General features: G+C 61.4%; 30 protein-coding genes. 27 read left to right on the top strand and 3 right to left on the bottom strand.

Annotation, left to right across the window (positions count from 1 at the left end; genetic code table 11):
- Positions 1-66 precede the first annotated feature (66 nt).
- The 21 genes from QP045_RS03135 (at position 67) to QP045_RS03035 (ending at position 13,927) form a co-directional block, all read left to right on the top strand.
- Positions 67-2,403, top strand: coding sequence for a bifunctional diguanylate cyclase/phosphodiesterase (locus QP045_RS03135; protein WP_422513495.1), 2,337 nt, complete (start codon positions 67-69; stop codon positions 2,401-2,403).
- 623 nt (positions 2,404-3,026) lie between these two features.
- Positions 3,027-3,293: a hypothetical protein gene (locus QP045_RS03130; protein ID WP_422513494.1), complete on the top strand. Its 267-nt coding sequence runs from the start codon at positions 3,027-3,029 to the stop codon at positions 3,291-3,293.
- 111 nt (positions 3,294-3,404) lie between these two features.
- Entirely contained in the window at positions 3,405-4,001 is a 597-nt protein-coding gene (locus tag QP045_RS03125; RefSeq protein WP_422513493.1) for a hypothetical protein, read from the top strand.
- A gap of 47 nt (positions 4,002-4,048) precedes the next feature.
- Complete coding sequence (locus QP045_RS03120) at positions 4,049-4,348, top strand: hypothetical protein (RefSeq protein WP_422513492.1); 300 nt, start codon at positions 4,049-4,051, stop codon at positions 4,346-4,348.
- Positions 4,349-4,660: 312 nt separating this feature from the next.
- Positions 4,661-5,542, top strand: coding sequence for a hypothetical protein (locus QP045_RS03115; RefSeq protein WP_422513491.1), 882 nt, complete (start codon positions 4,661-4,663; stop codon positions 5,540-5,542).
- 546 nt (positions 5,543-6,088) lie between these two features.
- Positions 6,089-6,292 carry a hypothetical protein gene (locus QP045_RS03110; RefSeq protein WP_422513490.1) on the top strand — a complete coding sequence of 68 codons (204 nt, stop codon included), beginning with the start codon at positions 6,089-6,091 and terminating at the stop codon, positions 6,290-6,292.
- 144 nt (positions 6,293-6,436) lie between these two features.
- Positions 6,437-6,832, top strand: coding sequence for a hypothetical protein (locus tag QP045_RS03105; protein ID WP_422513489.1), 396 nt, complete (start codon positions 6,437-6,439; stop codon positions 6,830-6,832).
- A 201-nt stretch (positions 6,833-7,033) separates the two neighbouring features.
- Positions 7,034-7,645, top strand: coding sequence for an AAA family ATPase (locus QP045_RS03100; RefSeq protein WP_422513488.1), 612 nt, complete (start codon positions 7,034-7,036; stop codon positions 7,643-7,645).
- Between the two features lie 94 nt (positions 7,646-7,739).
- Entirely contained in the window at positions 7,740-8,147 is a 408-nt protein-coding gene (locus tag QP045_RS03095) for a hypothetical protein (RefSeq protein WP_422513487.1), read from the top strand.
- 155 nt (positions 8,148-8,302) lie between these two features.
- Positions 8,303-8,515, top strand: coding sequence for a hypothetical protein (locus QP045_RS03090; RefSeq protein ID WP_422513486.1), 213 nt, complete (start codon positions 8,303-8,305; stop codon positions 8,513-8,515).
- A gap of 260 nt (positions 8,516-8,775) precedes the next feature.
- Positions 8,776-8,985: a hypothetical protein gene (locus QP045_RS03085; protein WP_422513485.1), complete on the top strand. Its 210-nt coding sequence runs from the start codon at positions 8,776-8,778 to the stop codon at positions 8,983-8,985.
- Positions 8,985-9,494 carry a hypothetical protein gene (locus tag QP045_RS03080; protein WP_422513484.1) on the top strand — a complete coding sequence of 170 codons (510 nt, stop codon included), beginning with the start codon at positions 8,985-8,987 and terminating at the stop codon, positions 9,492-9,494. Before QP045_RS03085 ends, QP045_RS03080 begins: the two co-directional genes overlap by 1 nt.
- Entirely contained in the window at positions 9,494-9,733 is a 240-nt protein-coding gene (locus QP045_RS03075) for a hypothetical protein (RefSeq protein ID WP_422513483.1), read from the top strand. Before QP045_RS03080 ends, QP045_RS03075 begins: the two co-directional genes overlap by 1 nt.
- Entirely contained in the window at positions 9,720-10,115 is a 396-nt protein-coding gene (locus tag QP045_RS03070; protein ID WP_422513482.1) for a hypothetical protein, read from the top strand. Before QP045_RS03075 ends, QP045_RS03070 begins: the two co-directional genes overlap by 14 nt.
- Positions 10,112-10,273 carry a hypothetical protein gene (locus QP045_RS03065; protein ID WP_422513481.1) on the top strand — a complete coding sequence of 54 codons (162 nt, stop codon included), beginning with the start codon at positions 10,112-10,114 and terminating at the stop codon, positions 10,271-10,273. The genes QP045_RS03070 and QP045_RS03065 overlap by 4 nt, the downstream gene beginning before the upstream one ends.
- 77 nt (positions 10,274-10,350) lie before the next feature.
- The gene (locus QP045_RS03060; RefSeq protein ID WP_422513480.1) at positions 10,351-10,614 is read left to right on the top strand and encodes a hypothetical protein; all 264 of its coding nucleotides are present in this window, start codon (positions 10,351-10,353) and stop codon (positions 10,612-10,614) included.
- A gap of 1 nt (position 10,615) precedes the next feature.
- Positions 10,616-10,819, top strand: a complete 204-nt coding sequence (locus QP045_RS03055; protein ID WP_422513479.1) for a hypothetical protein — start codon at positions 10,616-10,618, stop codon at positions 10,817-10,819.
- Positions 10,819-11,418 carry a hypothetical protein gene (locus QP045_RS03050; RefSeq protein ID WP_422513478.1) on the top strand — a complete coding sequence of 200 codons (600 nt, stop codon included), beginning with the start codon at positions 10,819-10,821 and terminating at the stop codon, positions 11,416-11,418. Before QP045_RS03055 ends, QP045_RS03050 begins: the two co-directional genes overlap by 1 nt.
- Positions 11,419-11,511: 93 nt before the next feature.
- The gene (locus QP045_RS03045) at positions 11,512-11,958 is read left to right on the top strand and encodes a hypothetical protein (RefSeq protein ID WP_422513477.1); all 447 of its coding nucleotides are present in this window, start codon (positions 11,512-11,514) and stop codon (positions 11,956-11,958) included.
- Positions 11,959-12,188: 230 nt separating this feature from the next.
- Positions 12,189-13,634, top strand: coding sequence for a DUF4942 domain-containing protein (locus tag QP045_RS03040; RefSeq protein WP_422513476.1), 1,446 nt, complete (start codon positions 12,189-12,191; stop codon positions 13,632-13,634).
- Positions 13,635-13,693: 59 nt separating this feature from the next.
- Positions 13,694-13,927, top strand: a complete 234-nt coding sequence (locus tag QP045_RS03035; protein WP_422513475.1) for a hypothetical protein — start codon at positions 13,694-13,696, stop codon at positions 13,925-13,927.
- 150 nt (positions 13,928-14,077) lie between these two features.
- Here QP045_RS03035 and QP045_RS03030 read toward each other — a convergent pair whose 3' ends face one another.
- The gene (locus tag QP045_RS03030; protein ID WP_422513474.1) at positions 14,078-14,311 is read right to left on the bottom strand and encodes a hypothetical protein; all 234 of its coding nucleotides are present in this window, start codon (positions 14,309-14,311) and stop codon (positions 14,078-14,080) included.
- 125 nt (positions 14,312-14,436) lie between these two features.
- On the opposite strand from QP045_RS03030, the gene QP045_RS03025 reads away from it, so the two are divergent.
- The 3 genes from QP045_RS03025 (at position 14,437) to QP045_RS03015 (ending at position 16,977) form a co-directional block, all read left to right on the top strand.
- Positions 14,437-15,585, top strand: a complete 1,149-nt coding sequence (locus QP045_RS03025) for a hypothetical protein (RefSeq protein ID WP_422513473.1) — start codon at positions 14,437-14,439, stop codon at positions 15,583-15,585.
- Positions 15,586-15,789: 204 nt separating this feature from the next.
- Positions 15,790-16,029, top strand: coding sequence for a hypothetical protein (locus QP045_RS03020; RefSeq protein WP_422513472.1), 240 nt, complete (start codon positions 15,790-15,792; stop codon positions 16,027-16,029).
- A 51-nt stretch (positions 16,030-16,080) separates the two neighbouring features.
- On the top strand, positions 16,081-16,977 hold the full coding sequence (locus QP045_RS03015; protein WP_422513471.1) for a hypothetical protein: 897 nt from the start codon (positions 16,081-16,083) through the stop codon (positions 16,975-16,977).
- Between the two features lies 1 nt (position 16,978).
- On the opposite strand, the gene QP045_RS03010 is transcribed toward QP045_RS03015, so the two are convergent.
- Complete coding sequence (locus QP045_RS03010; RefSeq protein ID WP_422513470.1) at positions 16,979-17,692, bottom strand: LuxR C-terminal-related transcriptional regulator; 714 nt, start codon at positions 17,690-17,692, stop codon at positions 16,979-16,981.
- Positions 17,693-19,225: 1,533 nt separating this feature from the next.
- Here QP045_RS03010 and QP045_RS03005 point away from each other — a divergent pair.
- On the top strand, positions 19,226-19,675 hold the full coding sequence (locus QP045_RS03005) for a DUF3085 domain-containing protein (RefSeq protein WP_422513469.1): 450 nt from the start codon (positions 19,226-19,228) through the stop codon (positions 19,673-19,675).
- Positions 19,676-20,361: 686 nt separating this feature from the next.
- The gene (locus tag QP045_RS03000; RefSeq protein WP_422513468.1) at positions 20,362-20,949 is read left to right on the top strand and encodes a J domain-containing protein; all 588 of its coding nucleotides are present in this window, start codon (positions 20,362-20,364) and stop codon (positions 20,947-20,949) included.
- 195 nt (positions 20,950-21,144) lie between these two features.
- On the opposite strand, the gene QP045_RS02995 is transcribed toward QP045_RS03000, so the two are convergent.
- Positions 21,145-21,303 (bottom strand): hypothetical protein, encoded by a 159-nt coding sequence (locus QP045_RS02995; RefSeq protein WP_422513467.1) that lies wholly within the window; start codon positions 21,301-21,303, stop codon positions 21,145-21,147.
- A gap of 562 nt (positions 21,304-21,865) precedes the next feature.
- On the opposite strand from QP045_RS02995, the gene QP045_RS02990 reads away from it, so the two are divergent.
- On the top strand, positions 21,866-22,156 hold the full coding sequence (locus QP045_RS02990; RefSeq protein WP_422513466.1) for a hypothetical protein: 291 nt from the start codon (positions 21,866-21,868) through the stop codon (positions 22,154-22,156).
- Positions 22,157-22,220 lie beyond the last annotated feature (64 nt).

The raw sequence follows: 22,220 nt of genomic DNA, 5'->3' as shown, positions 1-22,220 counted from the left end.
TGCTGGCCACAAGCTCGCCTGCCGAGCAAGGACGAAAGGACACTAATGCCCCACCACGCATCGGTCATGGCGAGCCACGACACGACGCTGGTTGCCGTCGCGTTGGCAGTCTGCCTCCTTGGCTGTTTCACCACCTTCTCCCTTTCAAGCCACGCGCTGAACTCGCGGGGCCGAGACCGCAGCATTTGGCTGCTGGGTGCAGGCACAGCCGCGGGCGGCGCGATCTGGGCGACCCACTTCATAGCCATGCTGGCGCTCGATCGAGTGATGCCCATGGAGTACCACATTGTGGGGACCGGCGCGTCGATAGCGTTCGCGATCCTGGGCAGTTCTCTCGCGCTATCCGTCGGCCTGTGCCGTTCAAGCATCTCCAGGCGCATCGCCGGGGGGCTGATGCTGGGTGCGAGCATCGCGACCATGCACATCACCGGCATGAATGCGACGACGATGACGGTGGAGCATGTCCATTACCTTCCAGGAACCATCGCAGCCATCGTCGTAGGCATGGCGCTGACAACTGCTTCGTTACTCGCCTACAAGCAAGGGGACGCTGCCCGGAGATTAGCGGCTACCCTCTTTCTGATGATGGGTGTCGCCTCCGTCCACTTCGGCTCCATGGCATCGATGCAGGTCCACGGCGTTGGTCACGGGTCGGCGCACCCGGGCGGAACGGGACATTCGTTGTTCGCGACGGTCCTTGCAGGAGTGGTCCTGATCCACCTTCTCCTGGCTCAAGCCGGTCAACGTGTCGCGAGGAAGATGGATGCTAGAGAAAAGCTCGCTTCAGAGCGTCTTCGCAGCCTCGCCAACATGTCTCTCGAAGGGATCCTGGTAGTCTGCCACGACGGGATTGTCCAAGATTCGAACGAACGGGTCAGGTCCTTCATTGGCGAAAGTCCCATCGGCAACAGCTTGGCGGCCTATCTTCCAGACGTCTATCACGCCATCCGGCGAGGCGAAGCAGAAGCCATCGAAACTGATCTCATCGGCGCGGACATGCAGACCACACCGGTGCAAGTTTTCGTGCACCGCTCCAGTCATCTGAACGAGAGCGGTTGGGTCGTCATCATCCGCGATCTCACTGAGCGCCGCGAGGCAGAAACAAAGCTCCGCCACGTCGCCAATCACGACCCCCTGACAGGCCTCCCCAACCGGGCGCTCTTTCTCGACCGCTTGCAGCAGGCCATTGCCCGCACGACCCGTTCGGAAGATCAGGCTGCACTGCTCTACATCGATCTAGACGGCTTCAAGGTCGTGAACGACCTCTATGGCCATGCTCGGGGTGACATGCTCCTTCGAGATGTTGCTCGCATCCTGAAGAACGGCATCCGTGAAGGTGACACCGTGGCACGGATCGGCGGCGACGAGTTCGTCATCATCCAGGAAGGTAGTCAGCCCCGGACCGCCCGTATCACTGCGGCCAGACTGATCGCCGCACTAGCCGAGGAATACGGCGAGGGCTGTAGCGACGTGATGGTAGGCATGAGCATCGGCGTCGCGGTTGCTCCTCACGACACGACTGACCCTGAAGAACTCATCCGCCTCGCGGACGTGGCCCTTTACCGGGCAAAGGCCGACGGCAAAAATACGGTGCGCTTCTTCGAGCGCGAGATGGACGAAGCTGCGCGCGAACAACGGCAGCTCGATGCCGATCTTCGTGCGTCTCTGCGCAACCGCGAGATCAGCCTTGCGTACCAACCGCAGATGAATGCGGCTACAGGGGAAATCACCGGCTTTGAGGCGCTAGCCCGCTGGAATCATCCTATCCGCGGCAGCGTACCACCCGATGTTTTCATTCCACTGGCCGAGCAGACGGGCTTCATCACCGACTTGGGCGCATGGGTGCTGCACGAGGCCTGCCGCGAGGCTGCAAGCTGGGCCGCCCCCTTACGCATCGCGGTGAACCTGTCCGCCATCCAGGTTCAGTCCAGCAGCATCGTGTCGCGTCTGGAGTCCATCCTGACAGCGACGGGCCTTGATCCGGCCCGCCTAGAACTCGAGATTACCGAAACCGCGATCCTCTCCGACAGGGAAGCCACCGTGGAAACTTTGACGGGGTTCAAGGCACTCGGCGTGACGATCGCGATGGACGATTTCGGGACGGGCTACTCCTCTCTCTCGAGCCTTCAGTCTTTCCCATTCGACAAGATCAAAGTGGACAAGTCGTTCGTGGCAGCCATCGAGGCGGATGGAAAAGCGTGTTCGATCGTCAAAGCCGTTATCGGCCTCGGGCGCAGCCTGGACCTCCCCATCGTTGCGGAGGGCGTTGAGACAGAGCAGCAGCTAGAACTTCTCCGGGCCGAACGCTGCACCGAGATACAAGGATACTTGGTCGGGCGCCCTCGCGATATCGTGGCCTGGAGTGCAGCAACCGGAAAATCCTCGGATCAAAGGGCTGCCTGAAGAGGCCCGGCTACCATGCAAGGTTCTCATTCGGATCGTGACTACCGGACGGCCCGGGCTCGATCTGTCACGTAGGCATAGCCCGGGTCCCAGCGCACCTTGAGCAAGCGTAGATAGCTTCCGACTTCAAAGTGGCGGCTGTGACCCGGTCCGGTTCTGGCATGGCGCCTACCGCATTCCGTGGCCCGACAGATCACCGCCGCGAGCGCCGAGTAATCAGCCCCGGCAGAGCCGGGCAGCCTGAAGGCGCGTCCAGCGCCGCCCGGCGCCGCGTCCAGGGCGGACAAGCTCATCATCCCCACACCGACAAGCGACGCCTCACAGGAAATCCATCCTGCAGAGGCCTCCCTGTGTTCGACTGCAGATCATACGGCTCCGCAGCGCGACGGTCGCTACCATTCTATAAAGGGCAACTCATGACCGATTTCGCAGACCTGATGACCTCCGCCGGAACCCGCCCCCTCGCATCTCGCGAGCGCACGTCGGCGACGGCCAAGAGGAAGACTTTCAGTGCGCCGCCGCCCCAGGCGTCCGCCAGAACGCCGCCTTCGCCTGGCCAATCTAGTCTCCTGACACCTGCCCGCGCACCGGGAGCTCCTGCCTGGGCAGTCGGAGGAGAAGGCATGACGATCCTCGAGCGGGCGATGCGCGGGATCTCCCGCAACGGCACGCTGGCACGACCCAATGGCCAGATCATCATGCTCGTCCGCCGCGGCGACATGCTTGTCGATGCCGGAGATCCACCCGACATCATCACGCCGGCGGACCTCCTCGCACTAGCCGACCAAATCCAGTGCGAGATGATCATCATCGCATGGAGCGGGCGCAAAGTCGTCTTTCATCCGCTGAGCGGAGCCGCAGTCCTCACCGAGGATCCCAAAGCGGGATGACCGTGAGGGGCGGTCGAGCGCCCCCGCGCTGCCCCTCCGACGCACCCCCTCGCCAACGAAGGCCAGCAAGACCAGTCCAACTGCGAGCCTGGTCCCATCGAGGTTGATGAGGTGCGGACGTTCATCGATCGAGTCATCGATACGCCGACCGCGGATCACCCAACCCTAGCAAGCACAGAGGACGACCTCGCGCGCTCTGCAAACCAAGAACGGCACATCTCCACCATGGCAAATGCTCTTGCGCGGTCCTTCGACGCGGCCGCACGCGCTCGCCCCCTCATCAACCCCACCAGCAGCTTAGGCTACCTGCTTTCCGGTCATCATCACCGATGTTCGCCAGGACCCGTTCCTCCATCTGACGAGGATCTCAGGCTTGAGGATCCCGCCCGCCCGAATGTCGCCGACCTTCTACCTCCGGGCACACTCTTCCACACGAGCTACAGCGATGACATTTACATGGTCGGGCATCTCACGCCCGTCATCTATTATGGACGGTATCGCGCATTTTCGATCACCGGCTACCGCTCCGACGACGCGGGAAACTACGTTAAAAACCCGAACCGGGTAGGAACTTTCAACGAGATCGTCATTGACTGGTCAAACGGAGAGCCCTGCATCACGAAGCTATTCCGGGCGAACAAAGACGAGATCCACGTCGTCGGAAAATCATTGGCCGTTGACCGACGCGGGCAAGGTCTTCTTTTCTAGCCTCAGCCGTCACCCGCACACCCTCCCCCAGCAAAGGAATCAGATTTATGCCCGTTCAGAAGCTCGTTCTTCAATTCACCGTGATGTGTGCCACTGACACGCTGGAGGAAGCGGTTAGCGCGTACGCCGACATGGAGCTTTCAGAAATCGAAGAATCGATTTCCGTGGGAGAGGATATCGGTAGCGGCATCAAGATCATCTCATCTGAAACTCTCTCTTTCCCTGAGCAGGTCACGAAGGAGTTGATCGAGATCGGCAACGACGGCTCCTTCTTCGATTGCGAACTCGGTCGCCTCGTTGATCTGGAGGATCGCGCGGACGCAACCGATAAACCCGGAGAAGCCTGACGTGGCACGCGGTCCCGGCGGGCTTTCGCCGCCGGTGCTCCGAAGGCCGGCCGCGGCGATGAGGTGGCTGCAGATCTCGTGACGATCGACCGGGACGTCCAAGACTGATCTCTCTCAGCGGCTGGCGTCGAGATGTCATTAAGGGACAGCGAGTTGCTTTCCCGAGCGAACGCATCTCCTATGTCAAACACCTTCGAATTCCCAGGCGTGTCGGTATGGTGCGAATAGCAACATCTTGCACGATGGACGCATGAGCATCGCCTGCTACCTCATCAGTACAAGACGGCGAGCCTCCGAACACAGGAGAGTACGATGGCAACCTTATCCATCACCGAGTTTCGAGAAACCGGTATTTACAGCGAGGACCTCGGTCTCAACATACCGGGACAGGACCTGGAAGGTTGCGCTGGCCGCGTGTACCTCAACGCCCTTCACATCGAACACTGGAAGGACGCCCGCCACGGCAACGCTCCGACCGACGGACCTACATGGCTCCTGAACCTTGGCAACGCACAGCATCAGGGCGATCTGGCTGAGCTCGAGCTTGAGCTTTATCGCTGGGCAATGACGGACGGTAGTCTGGTCAGGGAAAACGACCCGTCCGGCGTTTCCCGCGAGTTTCCGGAGTTCTCCGCGTTCGATATACCGCTGCCTCTGTTAGAGGCAGAATGGACAGACGCGAGCTGGCACCACGACGCGATGCCGTTCTTCGTCCACACCCCTTCGGGCGTGGGAGTATGGGTCAACTATGCCGATCCCGCGCAGCGCGAGGTCCCAGACCGCTTCATCGCGGTCGCCCTCGAGTGGGACCGGGCTACGTCGTCCTGGATGCACGACACCAAGGGGAGCCTCCCGGTACTCTTCACCACCGACGATGAGGCAACACTCATCGCGTCGCTCACTAACTTCGTTCAGGCTCGGTCGCTCGCACACAAGTTCGCGCTCAGTGTCGAAGACCTCGGAGAGGAAAAACTGGCTGAGATCCGTCGGCGCAACGCTACACCGCCCTACGCCGCAGCCTGCGCCAGCCATGACTTTGTCGACGCGAACATACTGATGGCTGAAGCCTTCCAGGACGTTCTGCATCGGCCGTTCCTCCCGGAAGACAACACGGAACCCCCTCAGGACGACATAGCTCTGTGGAACCTGGCATGGGAAATCGCCCGCACCGAACGACTCCGTGCCGAGCCTTGAACAAGAAAGCCTTACCATGTCTAATACTGGCATGACCCAGCCTCAGCATCTCCCTCCGAACATACTTGGCCCGGCAATTAAGCCGGCCCAGGCGAGCGGAGGTGAGCTTGCGAGACAGGAACTACCGGAGGGATCAGCGTAAGCTGGCCATTCGTCGCGCGTACGCGCATGCTGCACGGATCGGCATTGAACAGAATCATCATTGGGTGCGTCGCTCCGCGACGACCCCCCAGTCGTGCAGCGGGCCCTGCTGCGGCAATCCGCGCCGCTGGTTTGGGTACCTCACGATGCAGGAGCTGCGCGCTCCTTCCTGGCAGGACTGGGATCTCGATCTCGAGGAATGAGCTTCAGATCCGCTGAGGGGCAGCCTATCTGCTCAACATTCCAGGGGCCGGCCGCGATCTGCGGGCCGGCCCTTCTTTCATTCCCCGCACGACCCCTTCGTGCCTGCCTGACACGCTCCGGCGGTCGAGCTTAGCCATGCGTCGCCCCTCGGCAGATGATGCTCGAGGAACAGCCGTTCACATCCTCAACGAAAGCAATACCATGAGCGCACTCGCGCATCTCCCGTCCTCCGCTGTTCAGACTGCCGCGGACCAAGGCTGGAACGAGGAAACCCTCGTCGTTCTTCTGACTGGTTTCATTTCACGTCAGGGCCTTGACGCTCAACTGACAGACTATCTCGCCACCGTCGCCGCCGAGGAGAACGCCCACCTCGGCACCAACGATGATGACGTCGATCCGTCGTAGAAAACGCTGCGCTCAACTGAGCAAGCAGTAGAATGTGATCCAGGCAGGAATGGAAAAATTAATTGGCTGCCAGCCGGGATCATGGCCTCTTGTAAAACTGGAGGCGAGTGCGTCACCTTCCCAAAATTCATACGAGAGAATGCAATGGCTAAGATCACCGCCGCAGTCCACAAGACCCTCAAGAAGCTCGATGCCGCGATCGCGATCGTCGCACCGAAGCGCGGCACGAACGCTGCTGTCGTTCTCGCCAATCAGCTGAAGACGATGCTCCAGTCCGCGCGTCCCTTCGAGATCAAGTGGGGCGATGATACGCGCCGCGTTAACAGCGAGAGCATCCGCATCCATAAGTCGACGATCACATTCGTGCTCGAAGATCAGGAGTTCGATCTCCAGCTTTCCGCGATCGACTATGTTCTCGTCGGGAACGATAAGAACGATGAGCCTCGCTATGAACCGGGCTTCTACGACGAAGACAAAGGCATCTCCTTCGTCGCTGTCGAGGTCGCCGCTGGCGAGCGGAAGGCGCGCAAGGCAGCCTGACGCCACTGCACACCGGCCTCGACGCGCCTGGCGTGGTTTTTGCGCCAGGGCCTCTTTCTCCCGGTGCGGATCTTTACCGTGGCTCCAAAGCCGACCGACTCTGGCCCGCCGAACGACGGCTCTGCGCCTGTTCCATCCGATAACGCTCGGCTAGCGCGCTACACGCCATCATCGTTAGTATTCACATCCCCGGAGCCGCTTATGTTCAGCCCTAGCCAGACCCTCGACTTCTCGCGTGCTGACATCGATAACGCGGTGTCGCTGGCAGCGTCGACAATCGCACAACGACCGACCATCGCCCAACTCACTGCCGCACAAGCCATCCTATCGGACTCCCTGGTGTTTCTCCGAGGTGACCTGGGCAGCGGCGTCAGGCTGATCCTCCAACTGGCGTTCGGCGCCTGGAAAATCTTGACCGCGAGCATTGAGGACCCACGAGCGGATGTGCTCGTCCTGGGTCCGACGGGCAAGGCGGCGCGACGGTTATCGGAGGTGTTCGAGACCGAAGCTAAGACCGTCCACGCTGCGCTCGAATACGACGCCCGCACGCGTGCCTGGGGGCGGCTGCGCTCAAATCCGCTGCACCACGGCCTCGTAATCATCGACACGCTACACATGCTTCCCGATGACGCGCTCTACGCCTTGATCAAGGCCTGTCCCGCCGCGCATAAGGCGATCGGGCACGACCCCACTTGCCTAGCGGCGCCGGCGGGACTGCCGAACCTCGGCACAACGATCCACCTTGATGAACGAATCCGGATTCCCGCCAATTGCCTACCGCCGGTGGCAGCAGAGATCGGCCTGCCCTTCTAGCCTCCGGGTCCGCGCCGATCGCGCGATCCTCTTCTGCTAACACCGAGCGGCACGCTGCTCGCTCGGCACTCGCCTCCTGAAAGGAAGATACGCGATGTTGTTCGCCTTGCTCGCCGCCCTCACACTTCAATCTGCCGCGGCGCAAGACTCAAAGGGCATTCCATCGGATCTCACCAGCGAGACCGAAGCTTATTTGGAGAAGCTTCGGGCGCGGAACCCCAAGAAGCTCGCCCGCGTCACCTCGGTAGACGACCATTGGTTCATGGTCCGCGTTCGGTTCCAGGAGGGGGTTGGGGAAGCGAACCATGCCTCCATCTGCACAGGCATAGGCGTGTGCCACCCGGTGCCGGCTGAAGTGGACGAGCGCTATGTTCGCCTGGCGCTGTCGGCGATCGAGCGGGTCGGCGGGTGCGCTGCTACGTTTGACCGCATCGAGAAAGTCCGGGTGTTCGCGAAGATCGACTGTTCCCAGAAGATCCGATGGTCCGATACGAACCGGTAGGATTGGACAAACTGGTGAAGAAGACGAGGGAGATCCAAGGCGGCGCCTACGAGCGAGGCAAGAAGGGCTTCGCTGATGTTGCACCCGGCTCCTGACGCACACGCGTATAGGCGATACATGATGGGCCGCACGAAGCCAGCAGCGCGGAGAGACTGATGACCGAGGAAGACCTGCTGCCTGGAACCCAATTGACGATCCGGCAAGCAACGAACACGATTAGTCGGGCCACCTTCGAGATCGAGGTCGAGATTGTCTGGGTGGAGAGCGGGAACGTCCACTATCGAAAGTCTGGAAGGTCGGCCATCGAGCAGACGCCCGTGGATCGTTTCCTCGAAATCGTGAACAACCCGCCGAGGGAACGGCACTAACGACCCAAGCCCGCTCGAGGTTGGTCGAAGCCGTCGTGTGGAATTCTCCAACGCCGGCTTTCTGATCCCATGCGACCAGAACCGTCCCGGCACGACCGGGAGGCTCTTGGGAGTGACGCGACAACGCGCTGCTCAGTGCCTCCGACGGACGCAATAAGAGGGCGACCAGAGCATGGCCACCTCCAAACCCACCTGCATCTTTGTGGTGCAGGTAAACGCCCGCGCTCGCGCTGCAGTGCCCCGATCGAAAGGATGAGATGATGGACGACGAAACTCAAGAATTTGGCATTCGCGTCAAGCGGGTCGGCACAAAGGAGATCGATCATCGCGAGGCGTTCACGGGCACACGGCGCGAGGTGGACAACCGGGCGACGGACATCTGGAACGATAAGTATTCCACGCAGCCCGGCAGGTTCAAGCTGTCCGTCTACCAGAAGGGCGTGAAAGCCGCCATTACGGTGATCGGCTGATGCCCCAGTTCATTGTCACCACAACGGCGAGGGCGCCGATCCGCGAACGCTGGTTGATCGAGGCCGACAGTGCGGAGGATGCAGCGGAACTGTTCGAGGACCACGCCACCGGCGGCGAGTATCCGATCGAGTTCCTCAACGATGCGATCATCGGCGACGAGCAAGACCGGGAGGTCGAAGGCGTCGTGGAGATCGGGGAGGCCCCTGTCCCCGCGCCGATCACCCGCATTGCGCGCTTCACGGGTCAGGCCTGGATCAGGGACCACGCGCTGAACGTGGATGGCGGCGTCACCACCTTCGGCATCACCGACGATGAGTTCGCGGCGGCCGGCGGCGATGACGCCAGCGATTACGACTCGCTCGCTGGTGCCGCGAACGCGCCCGCCATGGTGCGCAACTGGCCCGGACCCTTCGAGATCGAGATCCTCACCGACGAGGAGGCGATGCTTCTGCCCGACGACGAAATGCCGCCGCACCTGCGCGAGCAGCAGGCGAAGGGGGCGTTCTGATGTTCGCCCGGCTCCGCAAACTGCTGCGCCGCAAGCCCAAGCCGTCCACCTACGTCATCATCTACGACGTGTTGGATGCCGAAGGCGAGACCGCAACCGAGGAATACTACGGCTATTTCTCGTCGCCCGACGAGGCTCGGCTCGTCTGGGGTATCTTCGACAATGGCAGCGTCAAGATGGGCAACGTGAAGCTGTGCCTGGTGGTCGACAGTTGGGAGAGTGCTGATGGCTTTCGGTGACCTTCCGCTCGACGCGCCCTGCAAGCCCAACAAGGGCAAGGAGGGCGGCGCGTGCAACCGCCAGAGCTGCCAGGCCGAGCCCGCGCTCCACTTCAACCACGGCTCCTACGCCTGGTATTGCGGTGACTGCGCGCGGGACATCGGTGGCGACATTGTGAATCGGCAGAGTTGGCTCCTGCACAACTACCCCAAGTGCGGACACGCCATGTTCGAGACCCGCGAGGAGATCGACGCTCGGGAGGCAGCGGCGAAAGCGGTCGAGCCGCCGGCACCCCCTGCCCCGCCCAGCTACGCCGACTTCTTCCACGCTGGCTACCGCCCCGCGAAGTCCAAGAGCTCGAGCCTCCAACGAATGCTCAAGGCCGGGAGGCGGCGCGTATGAGCCAGATCCTCACCCGCGACAACATCGGCTGGAACGATCCGCCGGGGTTCGATCGGAGCCTGGGGCGCATGCGCACTCCCTCCGACGACTTCTTCGATCACCGTAAGGCAGTGCTGGAGCGGATCAATCGGTCGATGGCAGCCGAACGACGCAAATAACCCACCCGCGCGTCTAGCGTGCATGGTCAATAACACCCTCACCCGCGCAGCGGTGCGCGGTGAGAAAGGAAGAAGAAGTGGCGAATCGGATCACGCTGGAAGAACGCCCGCGCCGTATGGCGTGCATGGAGACCAAGATGCGCTACGCTATCATGGTCGACGGCAAGCCGTTCTCGGAACTCTACTTCAACATGCGCGGCTATCGCGGCTCGATCCCGTCGCCGCGTCCCGATGGCACGTTCGGCAGCCTGGACATCGGCGAGCGCCCGATCAGCGAATATCGTCGCGAGATCGCAGCTGCCAACCGGGAGCTGACAGCGCGACCGGCAGAAGGACGATGATATGCCACGCGAATTGACCTCAGACGAATACAACGCGGTGTGGGCTGGCCTTCGGCTGCTCGGCGAGGCGCTCGAAAAGGGTGACCTCTCCGGAGACATTGACCTCATTCGCACATGCGGCGGTGAGTATCCCGGCTTGGATGCAGAGGCGTGCCAGGCGCTCGCCGACGATCTGGCTGACTTTGCCACGATGAAGCTGGACTGATGTCGGACCTCACCACATATCTGCGCCGCACCGACGTCGAGGGCATGATCCAGGCAAAGGTCGATGCTTGCGCGCAGAAGATCGACGGCTGGCGGGCCGAGTTCGACAAGCTTCCCGAGCAGCAGCGCTACACTGAGCACCATCCCGTCGCGCTCCCCCTCGCCCGCCGCATCGCTGACATGGAGGCTCGCAAGTCTGCCCTTTGCGCAGCGCTCGCCGCGGTGAAGCTCTGCCAGCAGTTCACGCTGCACGAGGGGCGGGAACCAAACGAGGCCGACCTAACAGAGCCTCGCGACGCTGCCGGCGATACGTCGGACCCGGTGCCCGGCGCTGCAGCGACGAGCTCTGATCCGTCGGCCGTCAAATCCGTAGTATGCGTGAACGCCTTCCACACCGCTGAGAATGGCGACGTCACCTACTCGGGCGAAGGCGATCCGATCGAGGGCTGGTCCGTCTACCGGCGCATCCCCGACCCTCGGGGCAACCATTACCCGTTCGACACTGCGGACGATGACGAGTTCCCCTCGCGGGAGCTGGCGCTCAAGCGTGCCGACGAATTGGGCGCGCTCCACGGCGGACTCGAGATCCGGGAGTACTGACCCTTCTCGCCCGCGAACAACCGACCCGCACGCTTCGCGCGCGCGAGAATAGCACATTCATGCGCAGCGATGCTGCGACGAGAGGAAGAGACCATGGAGATCAAGGCCGAAACGTATAGCGACGACCGCGCAGTCGAGGTCAACTTCGATGCATTGCGGTGGTTCGAGCAGGCGAGCGATGAGGAGATCCTTGAGCTCGCCCGGTGTGAATGGGGCGGCGACTATCCCGCGGATGCCGTTGCTCAGCACTTCGAGGGCGCCCACGGCGAAGTGACCGAGATGTTTGAGCACATCGCCCACATGCAGAACACTCGGAACCCGATCGGCTTCGAGTGTCATGTAAATGAGGATGATGCGATGGCCTGGCTGCTGCAGAACAAGCCCGATCTGCACAAGAAGATCCTGGCCGACCAAGTCACCGAAACCGAAAGCGACCCTGAGTGCAGCGTCGGTCTCCATTCCTGGGTCAACGAAGTTGGCAGGTTGCCGGCGGACACTTCCTGCACGCGCTGCGGCGAGCTCTACGGCGATCCCGCATAGACACCCGCGTCTGTGGGAATGAGCCGGTGATGAGGTCGCGCGGTGAGAGCCGCGCGGACCGGAACTCGGAAACCGGGAAGATCAAGCGCAGCACTGACGAGCGCCTCGTGCAACCGCCGGAGCTTCTGCAACGATATCCGTGAAAACCGGGGCGATGCCGCCATCTCCCAAAGCTCGTGAAAACCTTCACGCTCGCCACCCACCATGGCGGGATCAACTCGAGAGTATGTATGACCGGAACCGCCCTAGCCACCCGTGCCACGATCGACGAAATCGTCGGCTATCGTACCTTGGCCGTCGAAAAGTTCGAGACGGCGATCGCCGCACTGGACGAGGCGTTCGAGACCGCGGCGAAGGCTGCGGGCGGCGCCCGCTTCCATGTCGATCGCGACGAGGCCGCGCGGGCGTTCTCTTTCGGTGATCGTTCGGGTTTCCTCACCTACCTGCGTCACCAGGCTGACCGCTCCGTCTGGGATTATCTCATCAGGGGCTTCGGCTTCGACAAGCTGATGGATCGCCAAGCGCACCAGGAATTCCGGGCCCAGTTGCTGAAAGATCCCCCGGAGGTAACCCACGAAACTGCCGAGGCCACCTTGTTCAAGCTGGTCCACGACGCCGATCGCCTCTTCAAGCGCGGCATCGCGAACGCCTTCGCGAAACTGGATCGACGCTTCCGGAGTCATGATGGTTTCAAGCTCGGAGATCGCGTGGTGCTTAGCGACGCTTTCTCCGAGTGGGGCAGCTGGAGCCACCATGTTGCTCACGATGAGACGCTGGTGGACATCGCCCGCGCCTTCATCATGCTGGACGATGACGCCCCGCGTGACGAGGAGGGCGAGAAGATATTACCCGAGCGACATTTCGGCATCGTCGCGCTCGTCAGCGAGCAGCAGCGCGGGCTGGAGCGTCGGGCGTTCGTGGTCGAGGACGATTACTTCCGCGTGAAGGCGTTCAAGAACGGTAATGCGCACGTCTGGTTCAAGCGTGACGACCTGCTGCGCAAGGTGAACAAGCTACTCGGCGAATACTACGGCGAGGTGCTCGGCGCCGGCGCTGACGCCGTGGAAGAAGACCCGCTTGATCGCCGTAGCACAGCGGTTGCGAAAAACATGGGCTGGTTCCCCACGCCTGAGAAAGTTGCGCACCGGATCATCAGCAACGCAAAGATGAACTGCGCTCCGGCGCGCGAAGGTTACGTGCCGCCACACTACCGCGTCCTGGAGCCCTCGGCTGGCGAAGGCGCGATCGTGAAGGCGCTGAGGGAGGCGATGGAGCGCAGTGGCGCCAGCTATGACCTGGACATGGTCGAGCTTCACCATGGGCGCGTCCAGACCCTGCGCGACATGCGCTTCGGTAAGGTGATCCACGACGACTTCCTCGAGATGCACCCGGACCCGATCTACGACCGGATCCTCATGAACCCGCCCTTCGACCGCGGTCTGGACGTCGACCACGTGGTCCATGCGGTCAAGTTCCTCGCTCCCGGCGGGTTGATCGTGGCTGTCATGGCCGCCGGCGTCGAGTACCGCAAAGATCGCAAGACCGATGCGTTCCGCAAACTGGTCGAGCGCATGGACGGTGAAATCATCGACCTCCCGGTCGGCTCGTTCGAAGAGAGCGGCACTGGAGTCAACACAGTGCTGGTCCGGCTTCGGGCACCTGCCCTCCACTCTTGAAACAGGAGGTCCCGCGTGGATCTTCGATCTATCTCAGCCAACGATACCAGGACGGACGCATGACCAAAGAGACAGTCGATCTGGCCACATTCCGCAGCGCCATGAAGGCCTTGGGCTATCAGGTTTCGGCTCGCTCCGGCTCGATGTTTATCACAGCATCGGTTAAGCGTGGGGGCAAGCAGATCAACGGCGGAAATGTGCTCACACCCGAGCACCTCGAAGAACACCGTGAGTTCTACAACTATAAGGCTCGCGTCTCTGTTCTCGACGGCAGCATGCGAGTCATGTTCTAGGCGGGGCTCCGCTAGCCAGCTATTCGGGCGCGACTACTCGAACCCGTCGAGGGGCGCACGAAGATCGTCGGTGGTGCAAACCGCCCAAGCTAAACTCACCCGCTCAAAGCCTGGCTCCCCAATTTGCCATCGGCAGTTTGAGCGTTTGCGTCAGCCAAGCAGCAGCAGGCCATCGTCAGGGACGAGCTTAAGGGCCATTGCGGCAGCCAAGGCGAAAAGTAGCCCCGAGCTCACCGCGGAGAAAGAAAACAGCCCCCAGCCGGTCATGACCATCATGGTCGAGCTTGGACGGTTCTGCTTACGGTTCAGTCGCATCGAGGACGCCACGAAGGCCGCCAGTATTGCGTACAGGAAGACACCAAGCTGAACCGCGACCACGTCCATTGACCAAACCTCGATGATGAGGGCATCGCCCTTAGCGCCCCTTCGAATGAGGCTCAACCATTTAAGGATGGATCGAGCCTGCGAGCCGTCCAGCGGCAAAGCTGACCCTAATCAGGATGGAATTCATGACGACCAACGAAGCTCTGCCCGCCTATGCGCAAGCAGATATCAAGCGTCAGCTACTCGCGCAGGGAGCCTCCGGCACGATCTACGCGATGGTCACGCCAGAGTCCGAACGGGCCATCATGCGGGTCGTGGATGGTCTTCACATCGACGACCTGGAAAGGTCAGGACAACCCCTGGACATCCTGCTCAGTTCGCGCCGCGGGGAGTGGCTGTCTCGCTACCATGAGCCATGGACCCAGAAGCAGGACGATATGCACGTCGCTTACTTCGACAGCTGGCTTACCTGGTCATCGCCAGTTGTGGATGTGGATGCATCTGCTTTCTCTCACAGGTATCCGACGGCGGGCGCCAGCGAAGCTATCGTGAAACTGATGGCCGAATATGCCACACAGCAGTGGGCCAGGGGTCGGAATCCCTCCGTCCATGTGTTCGAAGGGGAGTACGAGGGCTTCGCATCGTTCGCGGCCGCGCTGTCCGTCCCTGTCCGACGACATAGCCGCGACGACTGGTCCGCGATGATCGATCAGGTGGACGAGAACGGTCAAGTCTGGATCAGCCAGCCTTCCTCGATCGACGGAGGCGTTTGGCCGCGTTTTGACGAATTCCTCGGCACGATGGCCGCCCTCCGCCCGGACGTTCAGATCATCCCCGATCTCAGCTATGTCGGATCGGTGGCCGATCCGTATCAGATCGCGCTCGACTATGAGAACGTGCCGGCCTTCGTAATCAGCCACTCCAAGCCCTTCGGCGGCTACTACCATCGCTGCGGGGGCGCGTTCTCGCGAACCGAACGCGGGACGCTGTTTGGAAACCGTTGGTTCAAAAACCTCACCAGCCTGGCGTGGGGCGTGGAGATGATGTCGGCGAACGGCGTATTCCACCTCCCGCGCCGCTATCGTGCTCAGCAGGACATGGCGACGGCTCTCGTCGCCCAGCGCCTGGGCGTCGAAGGACTGCGGCCGGCAGGCGTCAACGTGCTCGCGACCGCTCCCGTCCCCGAGACCGCCAGCCCCCTTTTGTCCAGCTTGATCCGTGGCGCCGGCTCAGATCGCAAGCTGCGGATCTGTCTCACCCCAACTATGACGCGATTGATCGCGCCCGAGATGGCACCGTCGCTCGAGCACCTCATCCTCACGCGCGAGGACTGAGCCGTGCGTCGGATCCCGCCGCCCGAACAGATGACACGGACCTGGCTGCAGACGCATTTCGGGAGATCAGACGCTCCAGGTTGGTCAGAACCGAGATCAGCGCCTGATCAGGAGGAAACCTTTAGCAGAACCGGCGCACCGACCACGATGTGTTGGGGGTCTGCCCAGGAGGTAGTTGCAGAGCTCGGCAGCGATCGCGCGATCATGAGCGGCTACTTCTGCTCGGAAGACAGTTCGGCGGAAATGACGAACCATGCAGAAGGACACGACCTCGCGATCGTTGATGGACGCTTCCTGGTGGATGGATGGGCTGCTCATGTCGCCGAGATCGGGCCCTGCGTCCTGGACCTCGCCGATCCAGAGGATCTTGCTCTGGCAGGTCGCCTACATGAACCGTTCCACAGTTGGTCGATCAGGCCGGCCCTACTGCGCGACGCCACCTGATGGGGCCGCAGACAGCCGCCGCCCGGCGACGCAAGCCACAGAGGAAGTAACATGAACGTCGACAGCATCCTACTTCTGGCGAAGCCGGGCGAAATCGCTGATTACGTGATGGACTTGTGGTCTCCGGGCGGCCTCGTCGAGCAGAACCACCGGGATGGTGGTCTGGTGCATCAGATCGTGCAAAAGTTCGCGCGCTTGCCTCGTATCTTCTTTGATGCCTCGGACCAGAGGCTCGAATGGACCCATTTCTCCCCGTGGTGGAGCGCCATTCAGCTCGCGGACTACGAAAACCCCACCATCCGAGATCTCCGTTATCTCCACGAAATCTATCATGCTGCCACCATGCCCTATGCCCGCGGCATGAACGGAGCCACCATGGCGGCTCGCAACGCGCAGAATGAACGCGAAGCTTCGACGTTCTCGGAGATGGCCATCTATCTCGAGCTTCCGGAGCTACGTTCCCAATCGTTCGAGCATCCGATTTTCATGGACCGGTTTCTTTTTACTTCATCCGGCGATGGGAAGACCCCCAATGAGCGACTCTTTGAGCGCTGGCGCCATGAGCCCGACGTCGTGTTCCAGGAGCTTCTCTACGCCCGGCTGGGGGTCGTGCTCGCCTCCGACGACGAGGTCGATCCCAATGACCCGCAGATCGTCTGGCTTCGCCGCTATCCGGAGCAGGGGGACATCTGGAACGGAGTGTGGGCAGAGCGTCATCGACAAGTTGACAACGCTATGGTCAATCTTCGCGATCGTTGTGAGAGCATGGGCCGCGTCGAGGCGGCCAAACGCCATCTCGATTGGCTTATGAGCCCAGAGATCAGCGAAGGCAGTGATATCCCATTCCGGCGCGAGGCTGAGGCCTTTCGGACCACCTTCGACGCTCTGATCGCCTCCTACGACCGTGCCATGGAGGTGACGGACCAGAAGGCGGTTCGCCACCGCTGAATCATGCCGAGCGCGCGAGATCCGAAACGATCCCTGACGCTACTCGCGGGGCAGTCGGAGATGCGCCGTGCGGGGATGAAGCGTCGCCCGGTGAAGCTCCGGCTCTTTCTGCCGCCCAAAGCGCCGCCTGCGTCCTGTTCGCAAGTCCGAGCTTTCTCAAGATCGCTTTCACATGCACTTTCACGGTTCCCTCAGCGATCCCCAGGTCCCGAGAGATGAGCTTGTTAGCCCGGCCCGCCGCGATCCGCTCCAGCACCGAAAGCTCTCTCGTCGATAGGCACGAGTCCTCGGAGGCCGGAGCTCGGATCACGAGCAACCTCGCCGGCAGAGCATCGATGGCAGGGGTCGGAATGACCTTCTCGCCGAGCGCGATCAGATGAAGCGAAGCCAGCATCTGCTCGAGCGGCAGGATCTTTGACAACACGCCATCCGCCCCGCAGGCGATCGCCTCAACCACTATGTCGGAACAACAATCTTCCACCGCGATGACGATCTTCGCCGAGGGGTAGCCAGATCGCACGAACCGGCAAATGGCCAGCGCCTCGTCCTGATCTGCAGACGTCACGAGAACAAGGTGGTTGGGCCCCGGCGCGACGCATGCCGCGTCCGGACGCGTCTCGACAAACCCGAAACCGCGTTCCGAAAACGACCGCTTCAGACCCTCGCGGCCTATTTCATTGCTATCAATGATAGAAATTTTGTAATTTCTGTACATTGTGCGTCTCCACCTTCCCCACCGCATCCCCCGATGCGACCGGCACGTATGCCGATGACCTTCTCGCGCGCTTAACCATATTCGGCCAGACTGCTTAGCCTGCTGGACGCGCTCCCGTTACGAATGCAACCGGAAAAACTGAGTCATTTTATGTATATGATTCCCGCCCCTCGGTAACTATCCGTAATTCACGCAGTCGTGTGCGTAATATACGTTTGCGAATAAATGAAGAGGTTTATCAGGCGGGTCAGTCAAAAAACGGCTGCGATGGGTACCACTTGAGGGGTAGGCGCTTTCGTCCCGAATCGGGAATCGTAATCACGAAGTTTCGACCAATCCGATAAATGGTTCACTTATTTGTCAGGCTGCTTTCGGCAGATTCAATCAAGATATTGTTACGGGGGCTTTTTCTGGGTGGCCCCGACGATGTTCCATGTTCCCGCGCTTCGACATCCTGCTGCTGCTGGCATCCTGGTAAGCCGGGATCTCCCTCCTAGATCGGATTACCCGGGTCCTCGCGATCAATGTTCTGGCCACCCTGGAGGTCTCACACGCGGCTTGTCAGGCCTCCAATGCTATCCCTGCTCTTCCATCAACAAGGTGGCCGCCGTCGGCAATGCGTAGCCAAGCCGTCACAACGGATCCAGACCATGTCCCCTCCCCAGTTCCTCGAGCAGATGACCATCGCAGTACGTAACCAAGTTCTTGCGCGCTCGGGCCCTCTCGCTGGACATTGCGAGGAGGCAGCGGGCGACTTGGCATCCAGACTCGCCGACGTAGGGATGGAGGCGGAGCTTGTATGGGGCGAGTACGATCGCCCGTGCCCAGAGGGCTATCCTACGACCGGACACTCGTGGGTACAGATTGCAGGCATGATCGCAGATCCAACCCGCGGGCAGTTTGACGATGGGCCACTGCTATCTGCAATCGGGAGCCCTGACGCTCAGCCGTACCGCGTTCATCACACCATCCGCTATTCCGAGTGCGCCTAGCACCACCTTTCCTGAAACGCTGGGCGACCAGGTCGCGGGATCAGATCACCCGAAGGAAATTTCGATGCTCATGGCAACCTGATACCGGGCGAGGTTCATACGGTCGCCCTCCCGACCGGTTGCGGTGGGCACCGCATTGCTGGCGAGGCTGTCCGGATGTGGCAGGAACGTAATCCCGACCTAGCGGCACTCGCTATCACACATGTTGCCGGCCTGGCAGAGCAATGGCGGTCATCCGGGCTGGAAGCGAGCACGCTCACAGCGGCTGAGCGGGAACTGACAAACCACGGGACACTACTCGGCCACACGCTGCCCACGGTTGGGCTTGTGATCCTCGAGGCAGCGGATAATCGGCGGATCGAAGGTGTGCTTCAAACCCTCGCAGGAGCTTCCATACTCAAGATAGGCTGGAACTCCTGACGAAATCGCCGCAGGTCTAGCGCCCTCGGAAAAAGCGTCGAGGACCCCGCAAAGGGTCCGATGATCACTCGCCAGCAACACAGCTGGCCCGCTACCCGATTACCTTTGAACGGAGATCCTCATGGCTGGTATTCTCACCTTCCTCGTAGACGACACACTGCGCACAATCGTTCATCATGCGCGCAACTCCCCAACCCGCCGTCCCTGCTACGCCGAGTTGTACGATCCGGCCTGCCGGAAAGACGGCAAGGAACCCGACGGGGCGACCTACCCATCCCAGGACGACGTCGATCCGGCGAAGATCCCGGCCGGCTTGTGGCTAGTCAAAGATCAGGGCGTCTATCTGATGAGCCCGGGCGAGCCGTTCCTTAAGAACAGATCGGGCGACAGCGGCATGGTCGCATACGCGTTCGAAGCCGGACCGGACGACTACGACATGGCCCGCGCCATCATGGGTGGAGATGACGGCGTCGACAAGATAGGCCTCGACGTCTTCGAGGCAGCGATCAAGCTGGGAAACCCCAAAGTCTTCATCCACGTCAGCGACACTGAGTTGTCGGTCAGCTTGTAGGCCCGATCGAAAGGACATCCGCCTAAATGGCAGCAGCCCAGGATGTGGAAGATCTAACGCTCCGATACCTGTATGGAGAGTGCATGGTGATGGCGGCAACGCTCGGCCGCCGCTTCACTCTTCCGCTCGTGGCGATCCATGACTCGACCTGGACGAACGTTCCTCGGCATGTCGGCGTACGCACCGGAGACGATCGCTTCGGGGATGCTCGAGGACTGAACCTCAATACCGCATCCTTTCTCTCCGGATATGCCCAGGCTACTACGGAGATCAGGCCGATCACCATGGAGGCTATCACTCGGATATGGGGATCCCGCGTCACCTCCTGGTGGGTTCCAGACGGAGAGTTAGTGCGTCTCGGCCTCGATCAGCCACCATCACCGATAACGGGCCGAGGTCGTCGAGGCCAGCAAGCCTGCCGCGGCGGCGATCGCGCTCGTCGAAGCCGGCTTGCTCTGGCCGCCTGATCTGCGACGGATCCGGGTCTAGCGATATCGATCTCACGATCATGCTTCCAGAGACTGCCGGAAAACCAAGGAATCTGTGAGCGCTCGGGTCTGAAATCACCTAGAGGTGGATAGAAGCGCGGCCACTTTCCTCTTGGGGAAGCATCTGGCACACCGTTGCAAACCGCACGGCAGAACGGGCTCGATCGTTCAGCCTTCTATGGAAACTGGGGCCCTTCGATGACCGCCCACACGATCATAAATGTTCTGTTGATCGTGGGAGCAATCTTGGCCGGCATCATGTCCTACCTGGCCCGTGCGAGCGTCCCGACGCCCTCGAGCAGCACCCGCAAAAGTTCGAGAACGGACCACCCCTTCGCGAAGCAAGGATCCCATCGATCCTACAGACGCTACGCGACGGAGGGCCTCGGCAGAGATTACGGGACGCCCCCTCATGGCGGCTACGAGACGCGCCGGGACCGACGTCGGCCGGACGCCTACGATACCTTTGCGGAAGCCGATCGTCGTCAGCGATCTGCCGAAGAGGCCTTTGAAGAGTGGGCAGGGGCAAATGGCTTTGGTTCCTGGAGGGAATCCGTCAGAGATTCCGCGGCCACGAACACCCCGGCGGGGTTGCACTGGTCCACGGTTCTAGGTGTCTCAAAGAACGCCAGCACGCGGGAAATCCGGGCAGCCTATGCCAACACCATGCGGCGCTTGCATCCGGACGTCGTCGGGGAAGATTCTCTGACGACTAAACGGTGTACCGAGGCTCGCATTGCCTACGAAGAAGGTCGGCGCGAGGCAGAAGCAGCAGAACGGTTCTAGCTGTTGCGCCTCTCGACAGCGCTCAGGATCGAGATCAGCCGACACGTTCGACTAGCGGAATTACGAGTCCGAGGCTTAACATTGCCAGGGCAACGGCACAGGTGCCGCAGCGCTACCCACCCCGCATACCCGGCGGCTTGTACCGAAGGGGAAAACAATGGAAAATATTCTAGCGGAGACCATCTCTTGAGAAAGCTATCTCTCGATGATGCGCGTCAGTTGTTTGAACAGCTCGATCTTGTTCGTCGCGACGCCGTCAGTTGCGACGATGATCCCAGGCTTGTTTCGCCGCCTCTCGAGGAGCTTCGATGGCTGGTAAATCACGCCGGCAGGCTCGACGACCCACAGAGCCATCTATTCTCAGTTGGGTGCATGGCGCTTCGCGACGTGCGAATGCGTGTCCATCTGCGCTGGTGGCCAGCACAGGACCGAAAAGTTGGACGCGCTTTCGACTGGCTCCTTGAGCCCTCCCCTCGCGAGCAGGTTGGGAGCTCTCACCCCTTTCTCCAGATCTCGCAAATCAGGTGGGGCGCAGACCTTCCCGACCTCCCCCGGGAAGTGTGGATCACCCACGACGAGGTCCACCGGTCCAGCGGCACTCTCGCTGCACGCGCTCGAGCAGCAGTCGCCGCACGATACCCAGCCACCATCGAAAGCTGGCTTCTGCGGACGGCGCATGACTTGGTCGCCGACCCGGACGCAGTCGTGGACTCGGCAGCCGCGCGATCGGCAGGCTGCCGAGAGCGGTCGCGCCCGGCGCAGCAGTGACATAACGAGGCCGGACAAGAACCGAGGCCGCACAGACTATTCTCGCTTCGACGCGGGGCCGTGACCGCCACCCCCTCCCCTACGCCCGACTGGGGCGGCTCAGCCGTATATCCCGCCGCTGATCCCTTCATCCTCAAGGAGTGACACGATGACCATGATGAACAACGGGCTCCCCGACCTGATCGTCTGCACTGCGCCGGATGGAGACCGTTTCAGCTGGAGCCTCGTCACGATGGACGAGCAGCTCTATCTCACCTCGAAGCAGCATTCGCTTACTCGCGGGACAACCCCGAACCACGAGACGCGCGGCGAGGCTCGTCAGGCGGCCGGCGCCGTGCTTATCGCCCTCGTTGAGGAGAATGCGCGCGCAGAAACTCAAGGCGAGGTCGTTCCGTTGAGCACGTCGACCCAGCCAAAGCCGGCGCGGCTCGCCGCCTGATCAGCGCGGCGCCCGATCGGCCCCATTCCGCTTCAGATGTTTGACGCGCTCGTGTCCTATCCTA

Origin of the sequence: Sphingomonas sp. 3-13AW (assembly GCF_049311085.1) — a bacterium.
Lineage (GTDB): Bacteria > Pseudomonadota > Alphaproteobacteria > Sphingomonadales > Sphingomonadaceae > Sphingomonas.
This window is presented reverse-complemented; position numbering and strand designations above follow the sequence as displayed.

Excerpts from the sequence above, each read along its gene's own strand:
- QP045_RS03010 (WP_422513470.1), bottom strand. The coding sequence starts at position 17,692 with ATGTACAGAAATTACAAAATTTCTATCATTGATAGCAATGAAATAGGC.
- QP045_RS03070 (WP_422513482.1), top strand. The coding sequence starts at position 9,720 with ATGGCTTTCGGTGACCTTCCGCTCGACGCGCCCTGCAAGCCCAACAAG.
- QP045_RS03005 (WP_422513469.1), top strand. The coding sequence starts at position 19,226 with ATGGCTGGTATTCTCACCTTCCTCGTAGACGACACACTGCGCACAATC.
- QP045_RS02995 (WP_422513467.1), bottom strand. The coding sequence starts at position 21,303 with ATGGCTCTGTGGGTCGTCGAGCCTGCCGGCGTGATTTACCAGCCATCG.
- QP045_RS03095 (WP_422513487.1), top strand. The coding sequence starts at position 7,740 with ATGTTGTTCGCCTTGCTCGCCGCCCTCACACTTCAATCTGCCGCGGCG.
- QP045_RS03040 (WP_422513476.1), top strand. The coding sequence starts at position 12,189 with ATGACCGGAACCGCCCTAGCCACCCGTGCCACGATCGACGAAATCGTC.
- QP045_RS03000 (WP_422513468.1), top strand. The coding sequence starts at position 20,362 with ATGACCGCCCACACGATCATAAATGTTCTGTTGATCGTGGGAGCAATC.
- QP045_RS03120 (WP_422513492.1), top strand. The coding sequence starts at position 4,049 with ATGCCCGTTCAGAAGCTCGTTCTTCAATTCACCGTGATGTGTGCCACT.
- QP045_RS03105 (WP_422513489.1), top strand. The coding sequence starts at position 6,437 with ATGGCTAAGATCACCGCCGCAGTCCACAAGACCCTCAAGAAGCTCGAT.
- QP045_RS03015 (WP_422513471.1), top strand. The coding sequence starts at position 16,081 with ATGAACGTCGACAGCATCCTACTTCTGGCGAAGCCGGGCGAAATCGCT.
- QP045_RS03075 (WP_422513483.1), top strand. The coding sequence starts at position 9,494 with ATGTTCGCCCGGCTCCGCAAACTGCTGCGCCGCAAGCCCAAGCCGTCC.
- QP045_RS03055 (WP_422513479.1), top strand. The coding sequence starts at position 10,616 with ATGCCACGCGAATTGACCTCAGACGAATACAACGCGGTGTGGGCTGGC.
- QP045_RS03090 (WP_422513486.1), top strand. The coding sequence starts at position 8,303 with ATGACCGAGGAAGACCTGCTGCCTGGAACCCAATTGACGATCCGGCAA.
- QP045_RS03050 (WP_422513478.1), top strand. The coding sequence starts at position 10,819 with ATGTCGGACCTCACCACATATCTGCGCCGCACCGACGTCGAGGGCATG.
- QP045_RS03085 (WP_422513485.1), top strand. The coding sequence starts at position 8,776 with ATGGACGACGAAACTCAAGAATTTGGCATTCGCGTCAAGCGGGTCGGC.
- QP045_RS03020 (WP_422513472.1), top strand. The coding sequence starts at position 15,790 with ATGAGCGGCTACTTCTGCTCGGAAGACAGTTCGGCGGAAATGACGAAC.
- QP045_RS03045 (WP_422513477.1), top strand. The coding sequence starts at position 11,512 with ATGGAGATCAAGGCCGAAACGTATAGCGACGACCGCGCAGTCGAGGTC.
- QP045_RS03035 (WP_422513475.1), top strand. The coding sequence starts at position 13,694 with ATGACCAAAGAGACAGTCGATCTGGCCACATTCCGCAGCGCCATGAAG.
- QP045_RS03135 (WP_422513495.1), top strand. The coding sequence starts at position 67 with ATGGCGAGCCACGACACGACGCTGGTTGCCGTCGCGTTGGCAGTCTGC.
- QP045_RS03065 (WP_422513481.1), top strand. The coding sequence starts at position 10,112 with ATGAGCCAGATCCTCACCCGCGACAACATCGGCTGGAACGATCCGCCG.
- QP045_RS03025 (WP_422513473.1), top strand. The coding sequence starts at position 14,437 with ATGACGACCAACGAAGCTCTGCCCGCCTATGCGCAAGCAGATATCAAG.
- QP045_RS03030 (WP_422513474.1), bottom strand. The coding sequence starts at position 14,311 with ATGGACGTGGTCGCGGTTCAGCTTGGTGTCTTCCTGTACGCAATACTG.
- QP045_RS02990 (WP_422513466.1), top strand. The coding sequence starts at position 21,866 with ATGACCATGATGAACAACGGGCTCCCCGACCTGATCGTCTGCACTGCG.
- QP045_RS03115 (WP_422513491.1), top strand. The coding sequence starts at position 4,661 with ATGGCAACCTTATCCATCACCGAGTTTCGAGAAACCGGTATTTACAGC.
- QP045_RS03130 (WP_422513494.1), top strand. The coding sequence starts at position 3,027 with ATGACGATCCTCGAGCGGGCGATGCGCGGGATCTCCCGCAACGGCACG.
- QP045_RS03080 (WP_422513484.1), top strand. The coding sequence starts at position 8,985 with ATGCCCCAGTTCATTGTCACCACAACGGCGAGGGCGCCGATCCGCGAA.
- QP045_RS03100 (WP_422513488.1), top strand. The coding sequence starts at position 7,034 with ATGTTCAGCCCTAGCCAGACCCTCGACTTCTCGCGTGCTGACATCGAT.
- QP045_RS03110 (WP_422513490.1), top strand. The coding sequence starts at position 6,089 with ATGAGCGCACTCGCGCATCTCCCGTCCTCCGCTGTTCAGACTGCCGCG.